The sequence below is a fragment of the Pedobacter faecalis genome (genome assembly GCF_030182585.1).
Classification (GTDB): domain Bacteria; phylum Bacteroidota; class Bacteroidia; order Sphingobacteriales; family Sphingobacteriaceae; genus Pedobacter; species Pedobacter faecalis.
In genome coordinates this window covers 219,278-237,339 of sequence record NZ_JARXOW010000001.1, presented here as the reverse complement: position 1 = coordinate 237,339, position 18,062 = coordinate 219,278, and the positions used below count along the sequence as shown (strand labels likewise).

The following is an 18,062-nucleotide window of genomic DNA, read 5'->3' as shown; positions in this document are numbered from 1 at the left end:
ACTAGCTAACCCGCTTCGAATTATTCAGCACCCATCCAATAAACTTGTTATCAAGATTGTGCAGGTATGTAATGTATTGCTTACGATCGTCGCCTATAGGTTTTCCGCCCTCGTAAACAGCAATTACATGGTCGCAAAACTCAAACCATTCTGCAGATTTATTGAGCGCTTTCAAAGATGCAGTGTCAACAATGATTAGATCAAAATGATCGTATAGGGAATATAACGCTTTGTGTATGCTGGCCTTGTCCGCCACTTCGTAGAGAGACTTGTCCCCTCCCTTATTGCACAATACGGTGATGTTTGACTTGATGGGAATATCAATCGATGCGCTGCCTGTAAAAAAATCTTCAAGATACACAGGCTCGCGAATTACATTACTGATGTTTGGATTGGTGAAGTTACCGTCTATAATTAATATTCGTTTTTTGGTCATAACCCAGGCATACGCTAAGCTTAGGGACAACAGACTTTTTCCTTCTGATTCGTTTAGACTTGTTATTGCGAGCATTTTTCCTGAGACAAGCTTATCAATCTCAAAGCGTATAGACCTAAGTTGATCTTTGAACTCAGTTAACCCTTTGTTGGTTTCTCTACCTTCCCATAATTTAGAAATATCGTTAAAGGTTCCCTTAAGCACTCCCAGAACAGGTCTTTTTGTTGCGTTAGCCAGTTGCTTAGGGGTTCTGACGGAATCGTCTAGAAAAAATAGTATAAACAGAATAAACAGGCAGAACACGAATGTAATTATCCCACTCAATATCACCAAAAGCATCTTCTTTGACGCCTGAGGGAGCCCCGGCATCGCTGGCTGGACAAACTTAAGTTTTATATCCAGGCCCGCTTCCAGACTGCTGGCATTAAACTTATTTAAAATATCAAGGTATTCCTTACTTGCAATATCAACATCTCTTTCCATAGATTGCACTTCAGCCTCTTGGGGAACCAGCTTATCGAACTGCTGATTTAGCTTAGCCTGTTCTTTCTCCATGTATCCCAAACTGTAACGGGCCAGGTCTAATTCGATGTCAAGATTCAATTTTTTCTGAACCAAGTCTTGTTTCGCAACAAGAGGATTATATATAAATTGATCTGTAGAAGTATTTATCTGTTCACTTAAAATAGTCTGAAGGGAATCTATAGAACGTTTGTAATCGGGATCGAAATCATTTTGGATATACACGTCATACATTGATTTCAGGTCTGCCTTTGTGCTCAGAAGATTTTGATTAACCCGCGTGAGTGTAGACTCAAGATATCCGCGCTCCCTACCGTCAAATTTTCGGTCAATCTCGTTCAATGCACCGCTTTTGGCGGCAATATTCTCTATTGTCTGCTGTATTTTTTGATCATACTGTAAAATCTGCTGATATAGCTGACTTGATTGTTCATCCAAGTTCAATACACGGTTTTGAATTTTGTAATTTCTTAAAGCGCTAACCCTGCCATTCATTGTCTCCTGCTTTTCAGCTAAGAGTGCTTTTAGAAAAGTGTTTGCCTTAAATTGGTTGGTTTTCACCAGTTCGGAGTAGTAATTAATAAACTCAGTAGCGAGCGTGTTAACCACGAATGCCGAAAGCTCTGAACTTTCGGATGTAAACTCGATATTTATAAAGTCACTATCACCTGAACGATTTATTCGCAACTTATCTTTTAAACTTTCGCTATCATAACGCATAGACCTAAGCAGCCTATACATCCCATTTTGATCCTTATCCCATAAATTCAAGCCCTCACGCTTAGCATACTTAGCACGGTAAACCGCAATCGCTCTATTGATATTGTACGTACTCGTTTCGTTGATAGCCTGGCTTTTGGATCTGTAGGTATCGGTATGTGTCAAGTCATGTATAATCAACTGGTAGGAAACCATATCCAGGATTTTTTTCATGCGCATCATCTCAATAAGATTACTGAACTCCTGACTTACCTGCATGTAATTTGAACCTCCGGTTGCTTCGAGTATGAACTGTTGGGAATTGTCTACAATCCCAGTTGAAATTTGAGCTTGCGCACTATAGGAATCGGGCATGTTTCTTACCAGAAAAAATGTGATTATGATAGCGATTACCGGCATCATAACCAAAAGAAGGATCCGACTTCTCAATAAGCGCAGAAAATTTCTAAATTCTTCCATTATTTTATTTCCTCAAGCTTCTTAACTGTAAGTTCCTCTAAAGAAGCTTTAGCAATTGCTAGATTTGCTTCGGCGATAATTTTGGATTCGTATGCTGAATTTACAGCTATAGAAACAGAGTTGTAATCTTCAAATGAAATCTCATTACGCTCGAATTTTGCGCGCGCAGACTTAAAAGTGCCCTCGTTGTCCAACGCTATCCTAGTGCGCAGTTTTAAGACGTTTAGGTTCTGAAGGTAAGCCAAATAACGCTGCTTAACCAGTGACTCGAGTTGCAGGTCATACTCGGTTTTCTCTGCCTGAGCTATTTGAACCTGGTCCCTTGCGGCTTTAACCATAAATGGCTTCTTAAAAAAAACACCGGGATTTATCGAGGCAGACAATTGATAACCTCTTAGTAGATCGGCCGTTACGATATCCAATGTAGTATTTGACCTATATATATACGAAAAAGAAAATGGATCAAGCCAGGATGTCTTCTGCTGGGCCAGGTTATTTTTAGCTACAGAAATTTGTTCATTGAAAACAATGTTACGTGGACTATTTTCCTTAGCGGCAGCAATTAACTTTTCCATGTATAGATATGAAACGTCGCTAAGAATGCTTTCCTGAGATTCTGCAAAAAATGGTGTGTAAATAAACAGGATGAGTAACAGATTGGCTCTTTTTCTTATCATTTATAATGCTTAGTAATAATAGTAAAACTAAAAAATAAAGGTAACGTTTTTGATTGCAGACCAAAAAAATATGTCATTTCAAATTTTACGGCAAACGGGAATAGACACGTTGATCTATCCAAATCTAATACCATACGCAAGCCAACTAAATACTTATATATACGATTTTCAAAAAAACGCTGGTTTTCAGCAGATTAAATCTCCACTCTGATTACAATAGTTGATTAATCTGGCTTAAGTCCGGTATTCCAAATATGTTTGTGGATTTTGGTGGGGATTTTTTTGCGTATAGTGGGAATATTTCCACAATCAAAATAAATAAATATCAGATTCGCGTTTTCTCCAAACCAAATTTATATTTGCGTATGTTATTGTATACAAGCCCTTTCCTAAAAAAAAACGTTAAAGTGCTACTATTCGATCAAGTGGCTTCCTTTTTGGGTATACTTTCAGATTCACTCTTATAATTATATGATTAAATTTTTACAAACTAGCATAATCTTATTCGTTTGCATAATATTCAGTCAAAAAACATTTGCGCAATTTCCCTATCTTGAAAGTTTCAGAAGGTCAACCGCGCCGGGAATTACCTTCGGAGGAGCTCCGTCTGCGTTCCTGACAGCTGGGGGAAGTGGACTTGACATACCAACACAAACGCATACCGGCACTCCGTTAGATCCGGATGGAGACGGTTATCTGAGGCTTACTAACAATTCAAGAAATCAAAAAGGATATATCTATAGTAATTCAAATTTTCCTTCAAGTAACGGACTAAAAGTTGAATTAGAATACTATGTTTACGGAGGTAGTGGAGCTGACGGCATAAGTTTTTTTCTTTTTGATGCGACAGCAAGCCCTTTTGTTATCGGTGGATTCGGTGGGTCCCTTGGTTACGCTCAAATAACGACTACCACGCCCATCTCTCCCGGTGTTAGCAAAGGTTATCTAGCGATTGGTTTAGACGAATATGGAAACTTTTCAAATAATACGGAAGGAAGGCAGGGTGGATTTGCTGGCACGAGACCTGGGTCAGTAACATTAAGAGGCAAAGGTGATGGAGCTGCTTTGGAGCCTAACAATTATAGGTTTCTTACTACAGTACAGACTTCCGCAATTCCTGGCAATGCGTTCTCCCTTGTCGGAAACGCTACGTCTAGACAATCTAATCCTGCCTCATCAGGATATAGGAGGGTAAAGATCGATCTTGCTCCAGATCCAGTGGTAGGATATCGAATCACTGTAAAAATTATTAGAGGGGGAACTCCAAACATTGAAACTACGGTGATTGACAATTATCACTACAATGAACCCGCACCGCCTCTTCTCAGATACGGCTTGGCTTCTTCAACCGGAAATCAGACAAATTACCATGAGATTAGAAACGTCGATATTGATGTATTTGATGACGCAAGTTTGGTACCTCCAACAGCTAATAACGATGTCTTAACGTCGTGTAGCAGTAATAGTGCCATCGTTAACATAATAAACAACGATATTACCAATAATCCAAACGGAGCCATAAACGCAGCGTCAATAGACCTTAATCCAAATCAAGCTGGCATACAAACAAGCTATACTGTGCCGGGGCGCGGGGTGTTTACATTGACTTCCACTGGGATTGTGGAATTCGTACCGGATGCACCTTTCGTTGGAAGTGTGGAGGCGAACTACACAGTAAGGGATAATTACGGTAAGTTATCCAACTCTGCTAAGATCACAGTAAACTACGTAAGCGCACCGACTACACCGGATGCAGGTCCCGATCAGGTCCTCATAGCCTCCGGAACGCCTCAAAGTTATGTGATGCGTGGAAACGCGGCAATATCAGGCACGGGAAGATGGTCTCAAATCAGTGGCCCTACCGTAGCGACATTTGTAAACCAAAATCAAAACAATACTTCGGTTGGCAATCTTACTGCCGGCACCTATATTTTCCGATGGACGATCAGTTCAGGAGCAGGGTGTGACCTTACCGACGATATGCAGATTATAGTAAATAGTGCGCCTATTGCAAATGACGATTCTTACCGGACGAATCTAAATACGGCAATCGATATGTCAGTACTTAGCAATGATACGGACCCGGATGGAAATACAACAATAAACGTGGGTTCGATTACAATTAAGTCACCACCGCAGCACGGTACGCTCCAGATAAATAATGCCACTGGGGTGATTACCTATACTCCGACCAACAACTACAGCGGTAACGATACGTTCACCTATTCTGTAAAAGACGTCAACGGTACAGAAAGTAACAACGCCACCGTAAATGTCGCAATAAATGCTAAGCCTATAGGAAGTCCGGACATTGCAACAACACTCGCCGGAAGTCCTATTACTGTTCCCGTACAGGATAATGACCTTGATAAAACCGGCGTAACTTTAACAAGAGGTACGGATCCAGCGAACGGAACAATCACCATCAATACCAACGGAACAATCCTGTACACACCTCAAACCGGCTTCAGCGGGAAAGATTCCTTCACTTACATTCTGCGGAATGGCACTGGTGTAACTTCAGATCCGATTACCGTTACAATAAACGTAAGGCCGGTAGGTAGCACTGATAATATCGCCACCAATGCAAATACGGCGGTAACTATTCCAGTTAAGACCAATGACGCGAGCAGTACTGGGACCACTGTTGTTCCGGGCACTACTCAACCGGCTCATGGTTCCGTGGTGATTAATTCATCAGGCCAGCCGCTTTATACCCCGGCCACAGGTTATGCTGGTCTGGATAATTTCACCTATTTTCTGCAGACAGCGGATGGACTTCAATCTGATCCGATATTGGTTAATGTTACTGTAAAGCCGGTTGGTTCGACCGACAATGTTACTACTTTACGTGATAACGCAGTTACCATACCTGTAAAAGACAATGACCTTAATAAAACGGGAACAACAGTCCTTGTTAATGCCAATCCAACCCGGGGTACTGTTACGATAACACCGACAGGCGAAATAAGATATACCCCTCAGGCCGGTTACATTGGCACAGATGTATTTACCTATGTACTTAGAACTGCTGATGCTGTTGAATCTGATCCGATTACTGTAAATGTAACTATTAACCCTGCAATTCCGGCTCCGGATATTACTATAGATGCACCAACAGGCACGCCAACGGTTATCGACGTTCCTATTCCCCCCGGCGGTAAGGTAATCATTACTGTTCCTCCAAAGAATGGCACCATAACTTTTGATCCTGTTACAGGCAAACCAATCTACACGCCTAACCCTGGATATACCGGCCCTGACGACTTCACTTATGTAATCGAAGATGAAGATGGGTATCAGTCGCCTCCAGGCAAGGTAACGCTAACGGTGAAAAGGGCTGCGAGGATTGGTCTGGCTAAGGCGCTGATCTCTACGGTGGCTAATCAGGATGGTAGTTTCAGACTGATATACCTGTTCACTATGGTGAACTACGGGGATGTCGCCATAAATAACTTAAGTTTGATCGACAACCTGGCTACGGCGTTCCCTGGCCGAACGGTGACGGTGAACCGTATCAACGGATCAGGTACTTTAAGGACGAACGCTAACTACAATGGAAATACGGTTACCCAGTTAATGCTTAATACAAGTACACTTGCGGCTAATTTTAAAGAGCAGGTGGAACTGGAGATTACTGTGAGTGGTAACCAGCAGACGGGTACTTATACCAACTCTGCAACGGCGCAGGGACAATCGGCCGATAACGGGGCAACTACGACAGACGTATCGACTACAGGTTTGACACCTGACCCTACGACTCCGGGAGACGTGAGCCCTTCTAACCCAACGGTTGCGGTGCTTCTTTTTGCGCCTTCTTTGAATATCCCAGTTTCCACCGACGACGACGTTATTATCAACATCCCGATCCCTACCGGTGGTTCTTTCGTGATTACCAATCCGCCAACAAATGGCACGATCTCGATTGATCCGGCTACAGGTAGGCCTATATATACACCGAACCCGGGGTATTCAGGACCAGATGAGTTCACTTATGTGATTGTGGATGCGAACGGTAATCAGTCGCCACCTGCTACGGTGACCCTTACGGTTACTGCTCCTGCGAAGATCGGTTTGGCCAAGGCTATGGTGTCGACCACAAAAAATGCGGACGGAAGTTATAGCGTGCGGTACAGGTTCACGATGGTGAATTATGGAGATGTAACTGTCAATAATGTAGGACTGTTCGATAACCTGAGCCTTGCATTTACGGATGCTACCTACCAGATTGTTAACATTACAACTTCAGGAACGAGCACGTTGAGAATAAATCAGGCTTATAATGGGAACAGTGTGACCAATATGTTGCTTCCGGCAAGTACCCTTGCGGGTCTGACCAAGGAAACGGTAGATATGGAAGTGCGTGTTGTACTTAATAAGCAAGAAGGTTTGTTCAATAACTTTGCTACCGTGGAGGGTATATCTGCCGGCGATGGCAGCCAGGTGAGCGACCAGTCGACAAACGGTTTCAACCCCGATCCGATAACTGCGGGCGATGTATCTCCTTCTGTACTGACTCCGGTTACCCTAACCAAACTCGATCTCAAGATTCCTGGAGGTTTCTCTCCAAATAATGACGGTATCAATGATTTCTTCGTTATTGAAAATGCGCTAGGCAAACGGGTGTCGCTCGAGGTGTTCAATAGATGGGGTAACAGGATTTATCGTTCGACAGATTATCAAAATAACTGGAACGGGAAAACTACTGAGGGGCTGTATGTGGGCGACGATGTTCCTCCAGGTACATATTACTATGTCATTATACTCGACGGAAAAGATAGAAAAGTTGGATACATCACTATTAACAGATAACATGAAATTAGTTTTCAAAACCATATTTACAGCTACCCTCCTTGCTGCCACACTCGGCCTGAAAGCTCAACAGGACCCCATGTACACGCAGTATATGTTTAATACGCTGGCCATCAACCCGGCATATGCGGGAAGCAGGAACGTTGTTTCGGCTACTGCGCTTTACCGTAATCAGTGGACTGGCATTGAAGGCGCACCGAGAACAGGCACGCTAACACTGGACGCACCGGTGTACGACAAAACCATCGGTTTGGGGATACAGCTGGTGACCGACCGCCTCGGGATAACGCAAACAAACGGGGCTGTATTTAGCGGCGCGTACAGGATTCGTATGGATCAGGGTACGCTTGCATTTGGTATTCAAGGTAATGTGCTTCAGTACAGGGCCGATTATACCTCTGTAAATTTGAACACCGGGGCTTATGATCCGGCTTTCAGCTATAACATCAATAAAGTGCTGTTCAATTTTGGTACGGGCGTTTACTATAATTCGGACAGGTTTTATGTTGGATTGTCGGCTCAGGATATTGCCAAAAACCGGCTTACTGAATTTGAATCGCCCAATAGTGATCTCCGAAACACGCAATACATGCACTTGTTTTTGGCCAGCGGTTATGTATTCGACCTGGATGATGATTTCAAATTTAAACCCTCTTTTTTGATCAAGGGTGTAAAGGGTGCTCCGGTTGAAGCCGACATCAATGCTACGCTTTGGATTAAGGATGTGGTGGGCATAGGCGCACAATATCGTACAAGTGCAGATATTGCCGGCCTTATTGAAGTGCAGGCGAGCCCTCAGATCAGAATTGGATATAGCTATGATTACAGTACAACTGCTTTGAGAAATTTCAATTCCGGTAGCCACGAAATCATGCTGAGGTATGAATTCGGTTTTGGCGGCGGCAGAATACTATCTCCAAGATATTTTTAGACTATGAAATTGACTTTAAATAAATTATTGCTTCTTGTATTCCTGCTTGTTTCGGGTTCGTCCGTTTTTTCCCAGTCTGGTAATGTCAATTTAAGTAAAGCAACCACGGAATTCAACGCGTTCAGATATATATCGGCAATTAAGGAGCTTTCTTCCGTGCTAAAGGCGGACACTGGTAATGTGCGGGCGCAGGAAATGATCGCCTATAGCTACCGGATGATTAAAAATTACCAGGAATCTTTGTTCTGGTACGAAAAGTTGAGCCGGCAAAAAAACCTGAAACCGGAATGGGCGCTTCACTATGCGGAAGCACTGGCTAATAATCAGCAATATGAACGTTCGGAAGGTTGGTACAGGAAATATTTCAGCATGATTCCGACCGACAAGCGCGCTGCTGCTTTTGCGAGTTCGAACCTGAACCAGCTTAATAAGAATATTGGCAATTGGAAGCTTGGTTTTACTAACCTGAACTCCCAGGGTTCGGACTATTCTCCGGCCTTTTATAATGGCGGATTGATTTTCACGAGCAACAGGCAGACTAAGAAATTATCGCGGCGCATATTTCAATGGGACAATACGCCTTTCAGCAGTTTATATGTTGTCCCTACCCTTTCTGCCGTTAAGGTGGTAGATCCCGACAGTATTATGGCGATAGCCCAGAATAAGGACAACAGGCTTTACCGGTTCAATGATGATGATACTGCTCCGACAAGCAATGACACGAAAACCCTTGGCCAGTATAATACTTCGCTCGAGCGCGATACCCTGGGCTTGATCCTGGAGGAGGGGCTTAATCTTACACTGTTGAAGGGAGCCCTTAACTCGAAATTTCACGATGGCTCGGCAGCGGCATTTCCTGACGGCTCCATTATTTTTACCCGTAACAATTACTATAAGGGCCGTACCCGAACTAGCAAAGAAGGTATAAACAAGCTGAAACTCTATACCGTTTCGGGCAAGAATCTGGGTAAGATTACGGAGTTCCCCTACAATGGCGATGAGTTTTCTACTGGTCACCCGACACTAAGTAAAGATGGAAATATTCTGATCTTCTCATCCGACCGTCCGGGTGGTTATGGTGGCTCTGACCTTTATTACTGCGTGCGTTCGGGCTATGGGCAGTGGACGAGACCTGTGAACCTGGGTAAGAAGATCAATACGGAGGGAGACGAAATGTTCCCCTATTTTGATAAAGATAACACACTCTATTTTGCTTCTACGGGACACGCTGGTTTAGGTGGCCTTGACATGTTCGAGGTGGCGTTGAAAGAAATGCGGCCATTGTCTGACCCCAAGAATATGGGAGCGCCGATCAATTCGTCTAAAGACGACTTTGGTATGATCGTGAACGAAGACGGCAAAGGCGGCTTCCTGAGTTCCAACAGACGTGGAAACGATGACATTTATACCTTCAGAAAATCAACCTATTCCATCGTGTTTCAAGGAACGATCAGGGATGGGCGGACCAGGCTTCCGCTTGCGGGAAGTCGGCTGCTGATGCACCATCTGGATGGTACAGACACGATACGTGCAGGATCTAAAGGAGAATTTAAACGCGAGCTGCCTCGCGAGATGGATTATGAGGTGACGGCGCAAAAACTCGGATATATTAATCAGATCGGGTTTGTTTCATCCATCGGTATTACTCAGGACAGTGTGATCAACAGGGATATATATCTGTTCAAGACCGAGAATATTCAGCAGTATGTGCTAAACAACTGTGATTCTTTGAAAAGGGTATTTGCGGTTCAGAACATTTATTACGACCTGGATCGTTCCGACATTCGCCCTGATGCAAGACCTGCATTGGATGAACTGGTATCGCTTATGAATAAATACCCGGAAATTACCATTATCGCCTCCAGTCACTGCGATAGCCGCGCATCAGAGGCCTACAACAGGAGCTTGTCGCTCAGAAGAGCAGAATCTTCAAAGAGCTATTTGGTATCAAGGGGTATTTCACCTTCAAGAATTAAGGTTGAATATTACGGTAAAACCCGGTTGGTGAACAGGTGCTACGACGGTGTTCCTTGTTCGGAGGCAGATCAGCAGCTTAACAGGAGAACAGAATTCGACGTGATCCTGAACGGCGTCAATATAACCCGTCAGAACTGCAACGACAAATAATTCTATTGCTTTAAACCTTTTCCTTCTGCACTGCAGCGGGAAGGGTTTTTAGCAGGATCTTAAGATCTAACCAGAAGGAATGGTTCTGTGCATAAAAGTTATCTAACTTCTTACGTTCCCGCTCTGACATATCAGCCTTACCTCTCCTGCTTACCTGCCATAAACCGGTTAGTCCGGCCGGTCCCAGGAACCGCATCGTCCATTCATTGGAGGTTAACATTTCTGCTTCATATAATGGCAAGGGTCTGTTTCCCACCAGCGACATATCTCCGATAAGCACGTTGAAAAGCTGGGGCAGTTCATCAATACTGTATTTGCGAATAAAACTACCGAACCGTGTGATGCGCGGGTCGTTTTTAAGTTTAACAAATGTGGTATTTCCGGTCTCGGACTTGTCATACTGGTTGAGGTTTTCCGAGAGCTGCTTCAATTCATCACTGGCGCCCTGGCGCATAGAACGGAATTTATAGAAGTCAAAAACCTTATATCCGGTACCCACGCGTTTGCTCTTAAATATAACCGGTCCTTTGGATTCCAGGGCAACAATAACTCCGACAAGAAGCAACAAGGGTGACAGAATAAGCAGGGCCAAACCAGAAGCGACAATATCAAAGAGACGTTTCTGGAAAGGCATCTTATAAGTGTAATCTATATTGGAGAGGTCAGAAAGCTGAGGTTTGATCAGCTTAAACTTAACCAGGAAAAATATGCGTTCACACAGATCTTTTACCGGGATAGGCGCGTAATAAAGATCGTTCACGCGAAGTTGCATCGCCTGAGCACGTAGTGCTTTGTCGGGCTTATTCGCAAGTAGTATGATGACGAGTCCGCGCAGAAGTAAATTCTCCTTAAGCTTGCCAACGTAATTAAAGCATGCAGCCGGATCAGCAACTTCCAGTAATATCACATCGGGAAGGGAATAAAGAGACTGGTCTTTCAAATAATTATCGACCCCCTCAATGTTTGCCTCCAGATGCACATCGAAAGAAGCCTGCAACTGCGGCAACAATTCTCCGGCAAATGACGGAGCTGAGAGTAACAGTTTGATAGATTTATTAGCTGCCGATGATAAATTAGCTTCTGTTTGAATCATATTTTGCAAAAACGTTTGAAATAGCCTCCTTTAATTGTGCCGGGTTAAAGGGCTTCTGGATAAAGTCGTCAAGCGTAAAAGGCATCTGCGACACTCTCTCTGGAAGATTGCTGGCTCCAGATAGAATAATCACCGGTGTATCGCGGTAATAGCCGCTAATTTTAAGATTATAAATAAATGAACTGCCGTCGAAATAAGGCATTTCCAGGTCAGAAATAACAAGCTCCGGGGAATTCCCTTCTTCCAGCCAGCTGATAGCTTCTACCCCACTTGTCTTGATGATCAGGTCGTACTGGCTTGAAAGAACAAAGTTTAACAACTTAAGGATGCTGACTTCGTCATCAACTATCAATATCTGCCTTTTAGCCATGCCTGTTGTAAAAGAAATTTTAGAATATTTTGTAAAACGAACATACGAATTATTTCATAATAAATTATGGAAATACCTGCATAATTATTCTGTGAGGCGCATTTTTAAAATAAAAAAGGTCGCCAGCTGTTTAAGTTGTGGCGACCTTTTTATATCCTTACCTTGTGGCAAATTGAACAGCCTAGTTTTTAGGTTGCACCCTACCGTTTTTCTTGTCACGGTCACGGCCGATCAAATAACCGGTTCCGGCACCTACCAGACCACCTATGATGGCTCCACGTCCATCTTTTTTATCGAGGAGCACGCCACCAAGTGCTCCGGCTCCGGCTCCGATCACAGTTCCTTTAGCCGCAGAACTCCATCCTTTTTTCTGTTGCGCAGCAGGTTCACTGTAAGTCCTTGGAGCTGGTGCAGGGTCGTTACGCTCTGACAAGAGCAGTGTACGTTTTTCCTGGGCTTCGCGGGCCTGAGTTTCCTGTCTTACCCTGGCTGCTACGCGCTCATCTTCTATTCGCTGAGCTTCGGCACGTTTAAAACTATCGAGTTTCAAACTGTCCCTTACTGCTGCCATTGCCTGTTGTTTCATTTTGGCCTCATCCTTTGCATTATACGTACATGCCGAGAGACCCGTTGCTATTGCTAAAATTAAAATTACGTTTTTCATGGCTTCTAATGTTTAATGTAGTTAGTGTTAATACGATATAGAAAAAATGATGCCAATTCCAGCTATTTGTCTTCAAGCGGCGAGTTTCCGATCAGTCCGTCGCCTTCAAAATCGTCTCCGGGTGTGCGTTTACCCCCATTTTCGTTACCAGTATCATTATCTGTGTTTAATTCCGGAAAAAGCGTTTGTCCGTTCGACGAATGATCTGAATCCAGACCCATTGTGGCTTCTTCCTGGGTCTCTGTTTCGAGCAGTTTCTTTTTTGTCTTGTCCATAATGCGCATATTTGTTACTTGTCACATTCACAACAAACACAGGGGATTTAGGTTTCCATACATCAAAAATCCGCTGCAGAACCGATGAAAAAAAACTCGATTAGTATACTGGGAAGCGGCTGGTACGGCACCGCACTGGGCAAAAGTCTGGCCGATGAGGGCTGGCTGGTGAAGGGGTCTACGACCAGACCGGATAAGATGGAACATCTTAAAAGCCTCGGTATAAATCCTTTTCTACTAAGTTTCGAACCGTCATCGTCGGCGTTCGACCCAGCATTTTTTGATAGCAGTATTCTTGTGATATGCATTCCGCCCGGACGCGCAACGGGCAATCAGGATTCTTATCTTCCTAAAATCAGGAACATATTAAAAGCAGCATCCCTCGGGTCGGTAACGCGTATAATACTGATCAGTTCAACATCCGTTTATGGCGATTTGAATACCAGTCTTAACGAAGATAATCCGCCTTCGCCCGTTACGGCTTCCGCGAAAGCACTTCTTGATGCGGAAACGGCGGTCATGCAGGTCGTGACTAGACAAACCACCATTATTCGTTTCGGCGGATTAGTTGGTCCAGGCCGCGATCCGGGGCGCTTCTTTGCCGGGAAAACAAGCATCAGTAACGGCCTCGCGCCGGTGAATCTGATCCACCTTGACGATTGCGTAGGGATTACCAGGGCAGTTATCGAGCAGGAAGTATGGGATCTTCGCCTGAACGCAGTAGCACCTCATCACCCTACCAGAGCTGACTTCTATACGCTGGCCGCACGGAAGTCGGGCTTGCCACCGCCTCGGTTCATAGCGGAACTGTGCGATTGGAAAATAGTGACCAGCAAGCACATACCCGATAAACTGAATTATAGCTTCAAAATCTCTGACTGGAACAACTGGCTAATACAGGATTAATTCCTAACTTGGGCGACTTTACGGGATTTTGAGCATGAAATTGACCATTTGGGGAGCTGCGCAACAGGTCACCGGCAGTATGCATTTACTGCAGACTGATGATTATACCATACTGATTGACTGTGGCCTCGATTATGAAAAGGGCACTTTACAGGAGGAGAATATTTATTTTCCTTTTGACCCGGCTTCGGTTGATGTCGTGATCCTTACTCATGCCCATATAGATCATTCTGGCAACTTGCCCACTCTGGTCAGGATGGGTTTTGAAGGACAGATTTTAGCCACGTCCCCTACTGCCGACCTGACTGAGCTGTTACTTCTTGATTCAGTAAACGTCTTTCTCGGCAAGCAAAACAAGGCGAGCCGCGGCCGCAAAAGGAATTCCGGTCCGCAGCCCTTATATCTCCAGAAGCATGTGAACGACACCATGGAACGCTTCGTTACCATAGGATTTAATAGAGAGTTTAGGCTCACGGACAGCGTATCGGTGACGTTTATACCTGTCGGACACCTGCTTGGTGCCGCCGCGGTGGTACTCTGCATAAAGGAAAATGGACAGGAGAAGAAAATCGCTTTTACAGGCGATATTGGGCGTAAGAACTACCCGGTTCTGGTAGATCCGGAGCCAATACCACAGGTGGATTATCTTGTTTGCGAGTCTACCTACGGCGGCAGGTTCCATAGCACCGACGCTACGCTTCAGGATACGCTGATCGATACGATCAAGGAGGCGTGTATCAAATTCCCCGGCCGGCTTATCATTCCCGCGTTTAGTATAGGACGAACACAGGCCTTGGTCTACTCGTTAAACAAGATCTTTAGTCAGGGGTTACTTCCGCCGGTGAAAGTTTTCGTGGATAGCCCCCTGGCTAATCATGCCACCGAGGTTTACCGAAAATACCCGCATTTGCTGAACTTGGAGTCCCGCGATTTCTATAAGAGACAGGGCGACGAGTTTGAGTTCACGGAACTCACTTATATCCATACGCTCAAAGAGAGCACTGCCATCTCCAACTATCATGAGCCTTGCATTATTATCTCGTCGGCGGGCATGCTTGAAGGGGGCCGGATACAGGATCACTTGTACTATAATATACAAAACTATTATTGCACGATACTTTTTATAGGCTATTGCGCTAAGGGAACGCTTGGCGACAGGCTCTTGCGTGGCGACCCGATCGTAAGACTGAGAAATCGTGATCTGATGGTCTACGCCACCATTAAAAAGACAGATCTTTTGAGCGGACACGGAGATCATAAAGATCTGGTGAATACGGTAACTCAGCAAAATCCTGCGCGCTTGAAGGCTGTGTTTTTGGTGCACGGAGATCGACCCCGCATGCAGGCACTTATGACCAGTCTTAACGATCTTGGCTACCATGTTAACTTACCTGAAAAAGGTCAGACCTTTGAGTTATAAATTTGTTCCGACCAGGAACGAATGTAGCTTTTTCTATACAGTTTACAGGTTAGATTGCAGATCCCTACCTTCTCACAAAAGACTTTGAGGTCTTGTGTATTCGGCTGACTATTAACCTATTTTAAGTCAAAGTACACACAACTCATCCAAGTTTGGCAGGGTTATTTCTCCGGTTGAGATGTTCACGGCTATGTGAATGAAAATATATCTAACTAATTGAAAAATGAAATCACAAATTACAAAAGCCATGATGGTTGCCGCCCTGATGGGTGCTACATCACAAGTATTCGCTCAGGAAGAAGACTCACAAACAGGGGACAGATTTGGTAAAAAGTATTTCCGTACCTGGTCCATAGGATTGCATGGGGGTATGCTTACCCACTACACGCCATTTAATAACCGCAGTAATGGCGACTTTTCTACGCCTTACGAAGAATGGGGATCCGGCGGTTATATCAAAAAACAGATCGTCCCTGGCTTTGGCTTGCAGGCGGATTTCCTGGCCGGTAAAGTTCGCGGCGCAAGAATGAACGCATTTACAGGTGAGCGTGAAACATTTACATCGCGCATCGAGTGGTCGGCCGCGTTAAGTGGTAACTTTACCATCGCCAATCTTAGTTTAAATCAGAAGCGTAACTTATTGTCGCCTTACCTAACCGCTGGTGCGGGCTATATGTCGTCGCAGGCACGGACAAACGCGACCGGGACTGGAGCCGGCAGTACGGGATATGAGCAAAACTGGTTTGTTCCGATTGGTGCAGGTTTCAAAATTGGCGTCTCTAAAGGGGTAAACATCGATCTTGGATATCAGGTGAACTTTGTTAAGGACAACAATTTTGACGGCGTAGCGAGCGGTGCCAACGACAGGTTCTCTTATGCCCACGCCGGTATCGAGATTGCACTTGGCCGCAAAGGAACCTCTCAGTTGCAGAACTATAGCGCCATTGCTGCTATCCGTGAAGAAAGCGCAGCCGAAAGCGCTGAGCTAAGGAGAGCACTTTCTTCGGCCGAAGAGAATGCCCGCAGAGATAAGGAAGAGTTGATGAAGCAACTGGCCGATGACGATGGTGACGGTGTAGCTAATAAATATGACAAGTGCCCGGGTACACCTGCTAACACCGTGGTAGATGGCGCAGGTTGTCCGCTAAAAGCTCCGTCACAAATCATCAGGGAAAAAGTTGTTGTTACAGAGGCCGACCGTAGGGTTGTTGACGAAGCAATTAAAAACCTTGAATTTGATTTAGGTAAGGCAACAATACGTTCTACGTCGTACCCAACGCTTAACAAGGTGGCTGAATTGCTTGTACAAAAAGACTTTAGCTTGAAGCTGGCCGGACATACAGACAATACCGGTTCAATGGCTTTGAATATGCGTTTGTCGAAAGACCGTGCGGAATCCGTAAAAGCATATCTGGTATCTCAGGGAGCAAATGCTTCAAGAATTGAGGCTACAGGTTACGGACCTAACCAACCCATTGCGTCTAACAAAACCGCGGATGGACGTCAGAAAAACAGAAGGGTAGAATTTACCTTGTACTAATTGCTGAACCAAACGGAACAGTATGATAACGGCCGGCATTATTTGTCGGCCGTTATCATTTTAGAGCAGTCTAGATGTTGTTAGGATCGGCCTTACGCGCCACAATCAGCGAAGCTATGACTGAAATGAACAGTACGCCTCCGACAATAGATAATGATAAGGGTGACGAAATATGGTACAAGGGCGAAATCACCATTTTTACACCGATGAAAGCCAGAATTACAGCCAGGCCATATTTAAGCAGGCTAAACATGTACATAAAGTTAGCCAACAGGAAATAAAGAGCCCTAAGCCCCAATATCGCAAATATGTTGGAAGTGTATAGGATGAAAGGGTCATCTGGTGCAATGGCGAAAATAGCAGGGATGGAATCGACCGCAAAAAGCACATCGGTAAATTCGATCACAGCTACCACGACCAGGAGCGGCGTGGCCATCTTAACGCCGTTTTCCACGGTGAAGAACTTCTCGCCATCAAAGTCTTTACTCACTTTAAATAACCGGTAAATCAACTGTGCACCGGCACTTTTATTAAAGTCTTTTTCGGCATCATCATCGTCATTCGTAAAGCCCGATTTAATACCTGCGTAGATCAGGAATAAGCCGAAGATAAATAACACTGCATTGATACGCAGGTTATGACCAAAAAGGTTCATCTCAGGAAGGTATGTTAAATTGATAAGCTCAACCCCGGCAAAAATGAAGATCGCTCTGGAGATAAGTGCACCTATAATTCCCCAAAACAGCACCTTGTGATGCAACATCTTAGGTACTTTAAAGTAGCCGAATACCAGGATAAACACGAAAAGGTTATCGACAGACAGCGCCTTCTCGATCCAATAGGCCGACTGGAACTGAGTAAATTTCTCAAAGCCGGAAACATAATAAATGACGCCACTGAATATCATGGCGAGCGATATCCATACAACAGACCACACGGCAGCTTCTTTATTTGAAACCGCATGAGCTTTTTTGTTAAACACACCGAGGTCCAGCAGTAACATCCCTACCACTACTACGCCAAATCCAGTAATTACTCCGGGATGATTGATCAGATTATCCATAATATGTTATATTCTTTCGTTTCTTTGTTCGTGTGTTCATACCTTTT

Annotated in this window: 13 protein-coding genes; 6 read left to right on the top strand and 7 right to left on the bottom strand. The window is 44.4% G+C overall.

The genetic code is table 11. From position 1 onward, the window contains the following. Position 1: 1 nt before the first annotated feature. Positions 2-2,137 (bottom strand): exopolysaccharide transport family protein, encoded by a 2,136-nt coding sequence (locus tag QEP07_RS01040; protein WP_285008117.1) that lies wholly within the window; start codon positions 2,135-2,137, stop codon positions 2-4. After that, positions 2,137-2,814 carry a TolC family protein gene (locus QEP07_RS01035; RefSeq protein WP_285008116.1) on the bottom strand — a complete coding sequence of 226 codons (678 nt, stop codon included), beginning with the start codon at positions 2,812-2,814 and terminating at the stop codon, positions 2,137-2,139. The genes QEP07_RS01040 and QEP07_RS01035 overlap by 1 nt, the downstream gene beginning before the upstream one ends. Before the next feature lie 471 nt (positions 2,815-3,285). Between QEP07_RS01035 and QEP07_RS01030 the strand changes: the two genes are divergently transcribed. From QEP07_RS01030 to QEP07_RS01020, 3 genes are read left to right on the top strand one after another with little or no spacing between them, the layout of a single operon-like run. Next, a complete protein-coding gene (locus QEP07_RS01030) occupies positions 3,286-7,626 on the top strand; it encodes a cadherin-like domain-containing protein (protein WP_285008115.1) in 4,341 nt (1,446 codons plus the stop codon). 1 nt (position 7,627) lies between these two features. Then, on the top strand, positions 7,628-8,557 hold the full coding sequence (locus tag QEP07_RS01025) for a PorP/SprF family type IX secretion system membrane protein (RefSeq protein WP_256006504.1): 930 nt from the start codon (positions 7,628-7,630) through the stop codon (positions 8,555-8,557). A 3-nt stretch (positions 8,558-8,560) separates the two neighbouring features. After that, positions 8,561-10,684 (top strand): OmpA family protein, encoded by a 2,124-nt coding sequence (locus QEP07_RS01020; protein WP_285008114.1) that lies wholly within the window; start codon positions 8,561-8,563, stop codon positions 10,682-10,684. A 10-nt stretch (positions 10,685-10,694) separates the two neighbouring features. On the opposite strand, the gene QEP07_RS01015 is transcribed toward QEP07_RS01020, so the two are convergent. The 4 genes from QEP07_RS01015 to QEP07_RS01000 all read right to left on the bottom strand — a co-directional run bounded on the left by QEP07_RS01015 (position 10,695) and on the right by QEP07_RS01000 (position 13,086). Then, positions 10,695-11,777, bottom strand: coding sequence for a sugar transferase (locus tag QEP07_RS01015; protein ID WP_285008113.1), 1,083 nt, complete (start codon positions 11,775-11,777; stop codon positions 10,695-10,697). Next, positions 11,758-12,147, bottom strand: coding sequence for a response regulator (locus QEP07_RS01010; RefSeq protein ID WP_256006511.1), 390 nt, complete (start codon positions 12,145-12,147; stop codon positions 11,758-11,760). The genes QEP07_RS01015 and QEP07_RS01010 overlap by 20 nt, the downstream gene beginning before the upstream one ends. A 181-nt stretch (positions 12,148-12,328) precedes the next feature. Further along, on the bottom strand, positions 12,329-12,811 hold the full coding sequence (locus QEP07_RS01005; RefSeq protein WP_256006513.1) for a YMGG-like glycine zipper-containing protein: 483 nt from the start codon (positions 12,809-12,811) through the stop codon (positions 12,329-12,331). Positions 12,812-12,873: 62 nt separating this feature from the next. Next, positions 12,874-13,086, bottom strand: a complete 213-nt coding sequence (locus QEP07_RS01000; RefSeq protein WP_256006514.1) for a hypothetical protein — start codon at positions 13,084-13,086, stop codon at positions 12,874-12,876. Between the two features lie 84 nt (positions 13,087-13,170). On the opposite strand from QEP07_RS01000, the gene QEP07_RS00995 reads away from it, so the two are divergent. The 3 genes from QEP07_RS00995 (at position 13,171) to QEP07_RS00985 (ending at position 16,952) form a co-directional block, all read left to right on the top strand. Continuing rightward, complete coding sequence (locus QEP07_RS00995; protein WP_285008112.1) at positions 13,171-13,992, top strand: SDR family oxidoreductase; 822 nt, start codon at positions 13,171-13,173, stop codon at positions 13,990-13,992. 34 nt (positions 13,993-14,026) lie between these two features. Continuing rightward, positions 14,027-15,412, top strand: a complete 1,386-nt coding sequence (locus QEP07_RS00990) for an MBL fold metallo-hydrolase (protein ID WP_285008111.1) — start codon at positions 14,027-14,029, stop codon at positions 15,410-15,412. A gap of 223 nt (positions 15,413-15,635) precedes the next feature. Further along, on the top strand, positions 15,636-16,952 hold the full coding sequence (locus tag QEP07_RS00985) for an OmpA family protein (protein ID WP_285008110.1): 1,317 nt from the start codon (positions 15,636-15,638) through the stop codon (positions 16,950-16,952). 70 nt (positions 16,953-17,022) lie between these two features. On the opposite strand, the gene QEP07_RS00980 is transcribed toward QEP07_RS00985, so the two are convergent. After that, positions 17,023-18,015 (bottom strand): TerC family protein, encoded by a 993-nt coding sequence (locus QEP07_RS00980; protein ID WP_256006521.1) that lies wholly within the window; start codon positions 18,013-18,015, stop codon positions 17,023-17,025. Between the last annotated feature and the right edge of the window lie 47 nt (positions 18,016-18,062).

What these genes read in the sequence shown, in the direction of transcription:
- QEP07_RS01030 (WP_285008115.1), top strand. Translation starts at nt 3,286, where the DNA reads ATGATTAAATTTTTACAAACTAGCATAATCTTATTCGTTTGCATAATA.
- QEP07_RS01025 (WP_256006504.1), top strand. Translation starts at nt 7,628, where the DNA reads ATGAAATTAGTTTTCAAAACCATATTTACAGCTACCCTCCTTGCTGCC.
- QEP07_RS01040 (WP_285008117.1), bottom strand. Translation starts at nt 2,137, where the DNA reads ATGGAAGAATTTAGAAATTTTCTGCGCTTATTGAGAAGTCGGATCCTT.
- QEP07_RS01000 (WP_256006514.1), bottom strand. Translation starts at nt 13,086, where the DNA reads ATGGACAAGACAAAAAAGAAACTGCTCGAAACAGAGACCCAGGAAGAA.
- QEP07_RS00995 (WP_285008112.1), top strand. Translation starts at nt 13,171, where the DNA reads ATGAAAAAAAACTCGATTAGTATACTGGGAAGCGGCTGGTACGGCACC.
- QEP07_RS01005 (WP_256006513.1), bottom strand. Translation starts at nt 12,811, where the DNA reads ATGAAAAACGTAATTTTAATTTTAGCAATAGCAACGGGTCTCTCGGCA.
- QEP07_RS01020 (WP_285008114.1), top strand. Translation starts at nt 8,561, where the DNA reads ATGAAATTGACTTTAAATAAATTATTGCTTCTTGTATTCCTGCTTGTT.
- QEP07_RS01035 (WP_285008116.1), bottom strand. Translation starts at nt 2,814, where the DNA reads ATGATAAGAAAAAGAGCCAATCTGTTACTCATCCTGTTTATTTACACA.
- QEP07_RS00980 (WP_256006521.1), bottom strand. Translation starts at nt 18,015, where the DNA reads ATGGATAATCTGATCAATCATCCCGGAGTAATTACTGGATTTGGCGTA.
- QEP07_RS01010 (WP_256006511.1), bottom strand. Translation starts at nt 12,147, where the DNA reads ATGGCTAAAAGGCAGATATTGATAGTTGATGACGAAGTCAGCATCCTT.
- QEP07_RS01015 (WP_285008113.1), bottom strand. Translation starts at nt 11,777, where the DNA reads ATGATTCAAACAGAAGCTAATTTATCATCGGCAGCTAATAAATCTATC.
- QEP07_RS00985 (WP_285008110.1), top strand. Translation starts at nt 15,636, where the DNA reads ATGAAATCACAAATTACAAAAGCCATGATGGTTGCCGCCCTGATGGGT.
- QEP07_RS00990 (WP_285008111.1), top strand. Translation starts at nt 14,027, where the DNA reads ATGAAATTGACCATTTGGGGAGCTGCGCAACAGGTCACCGGCAGTATG.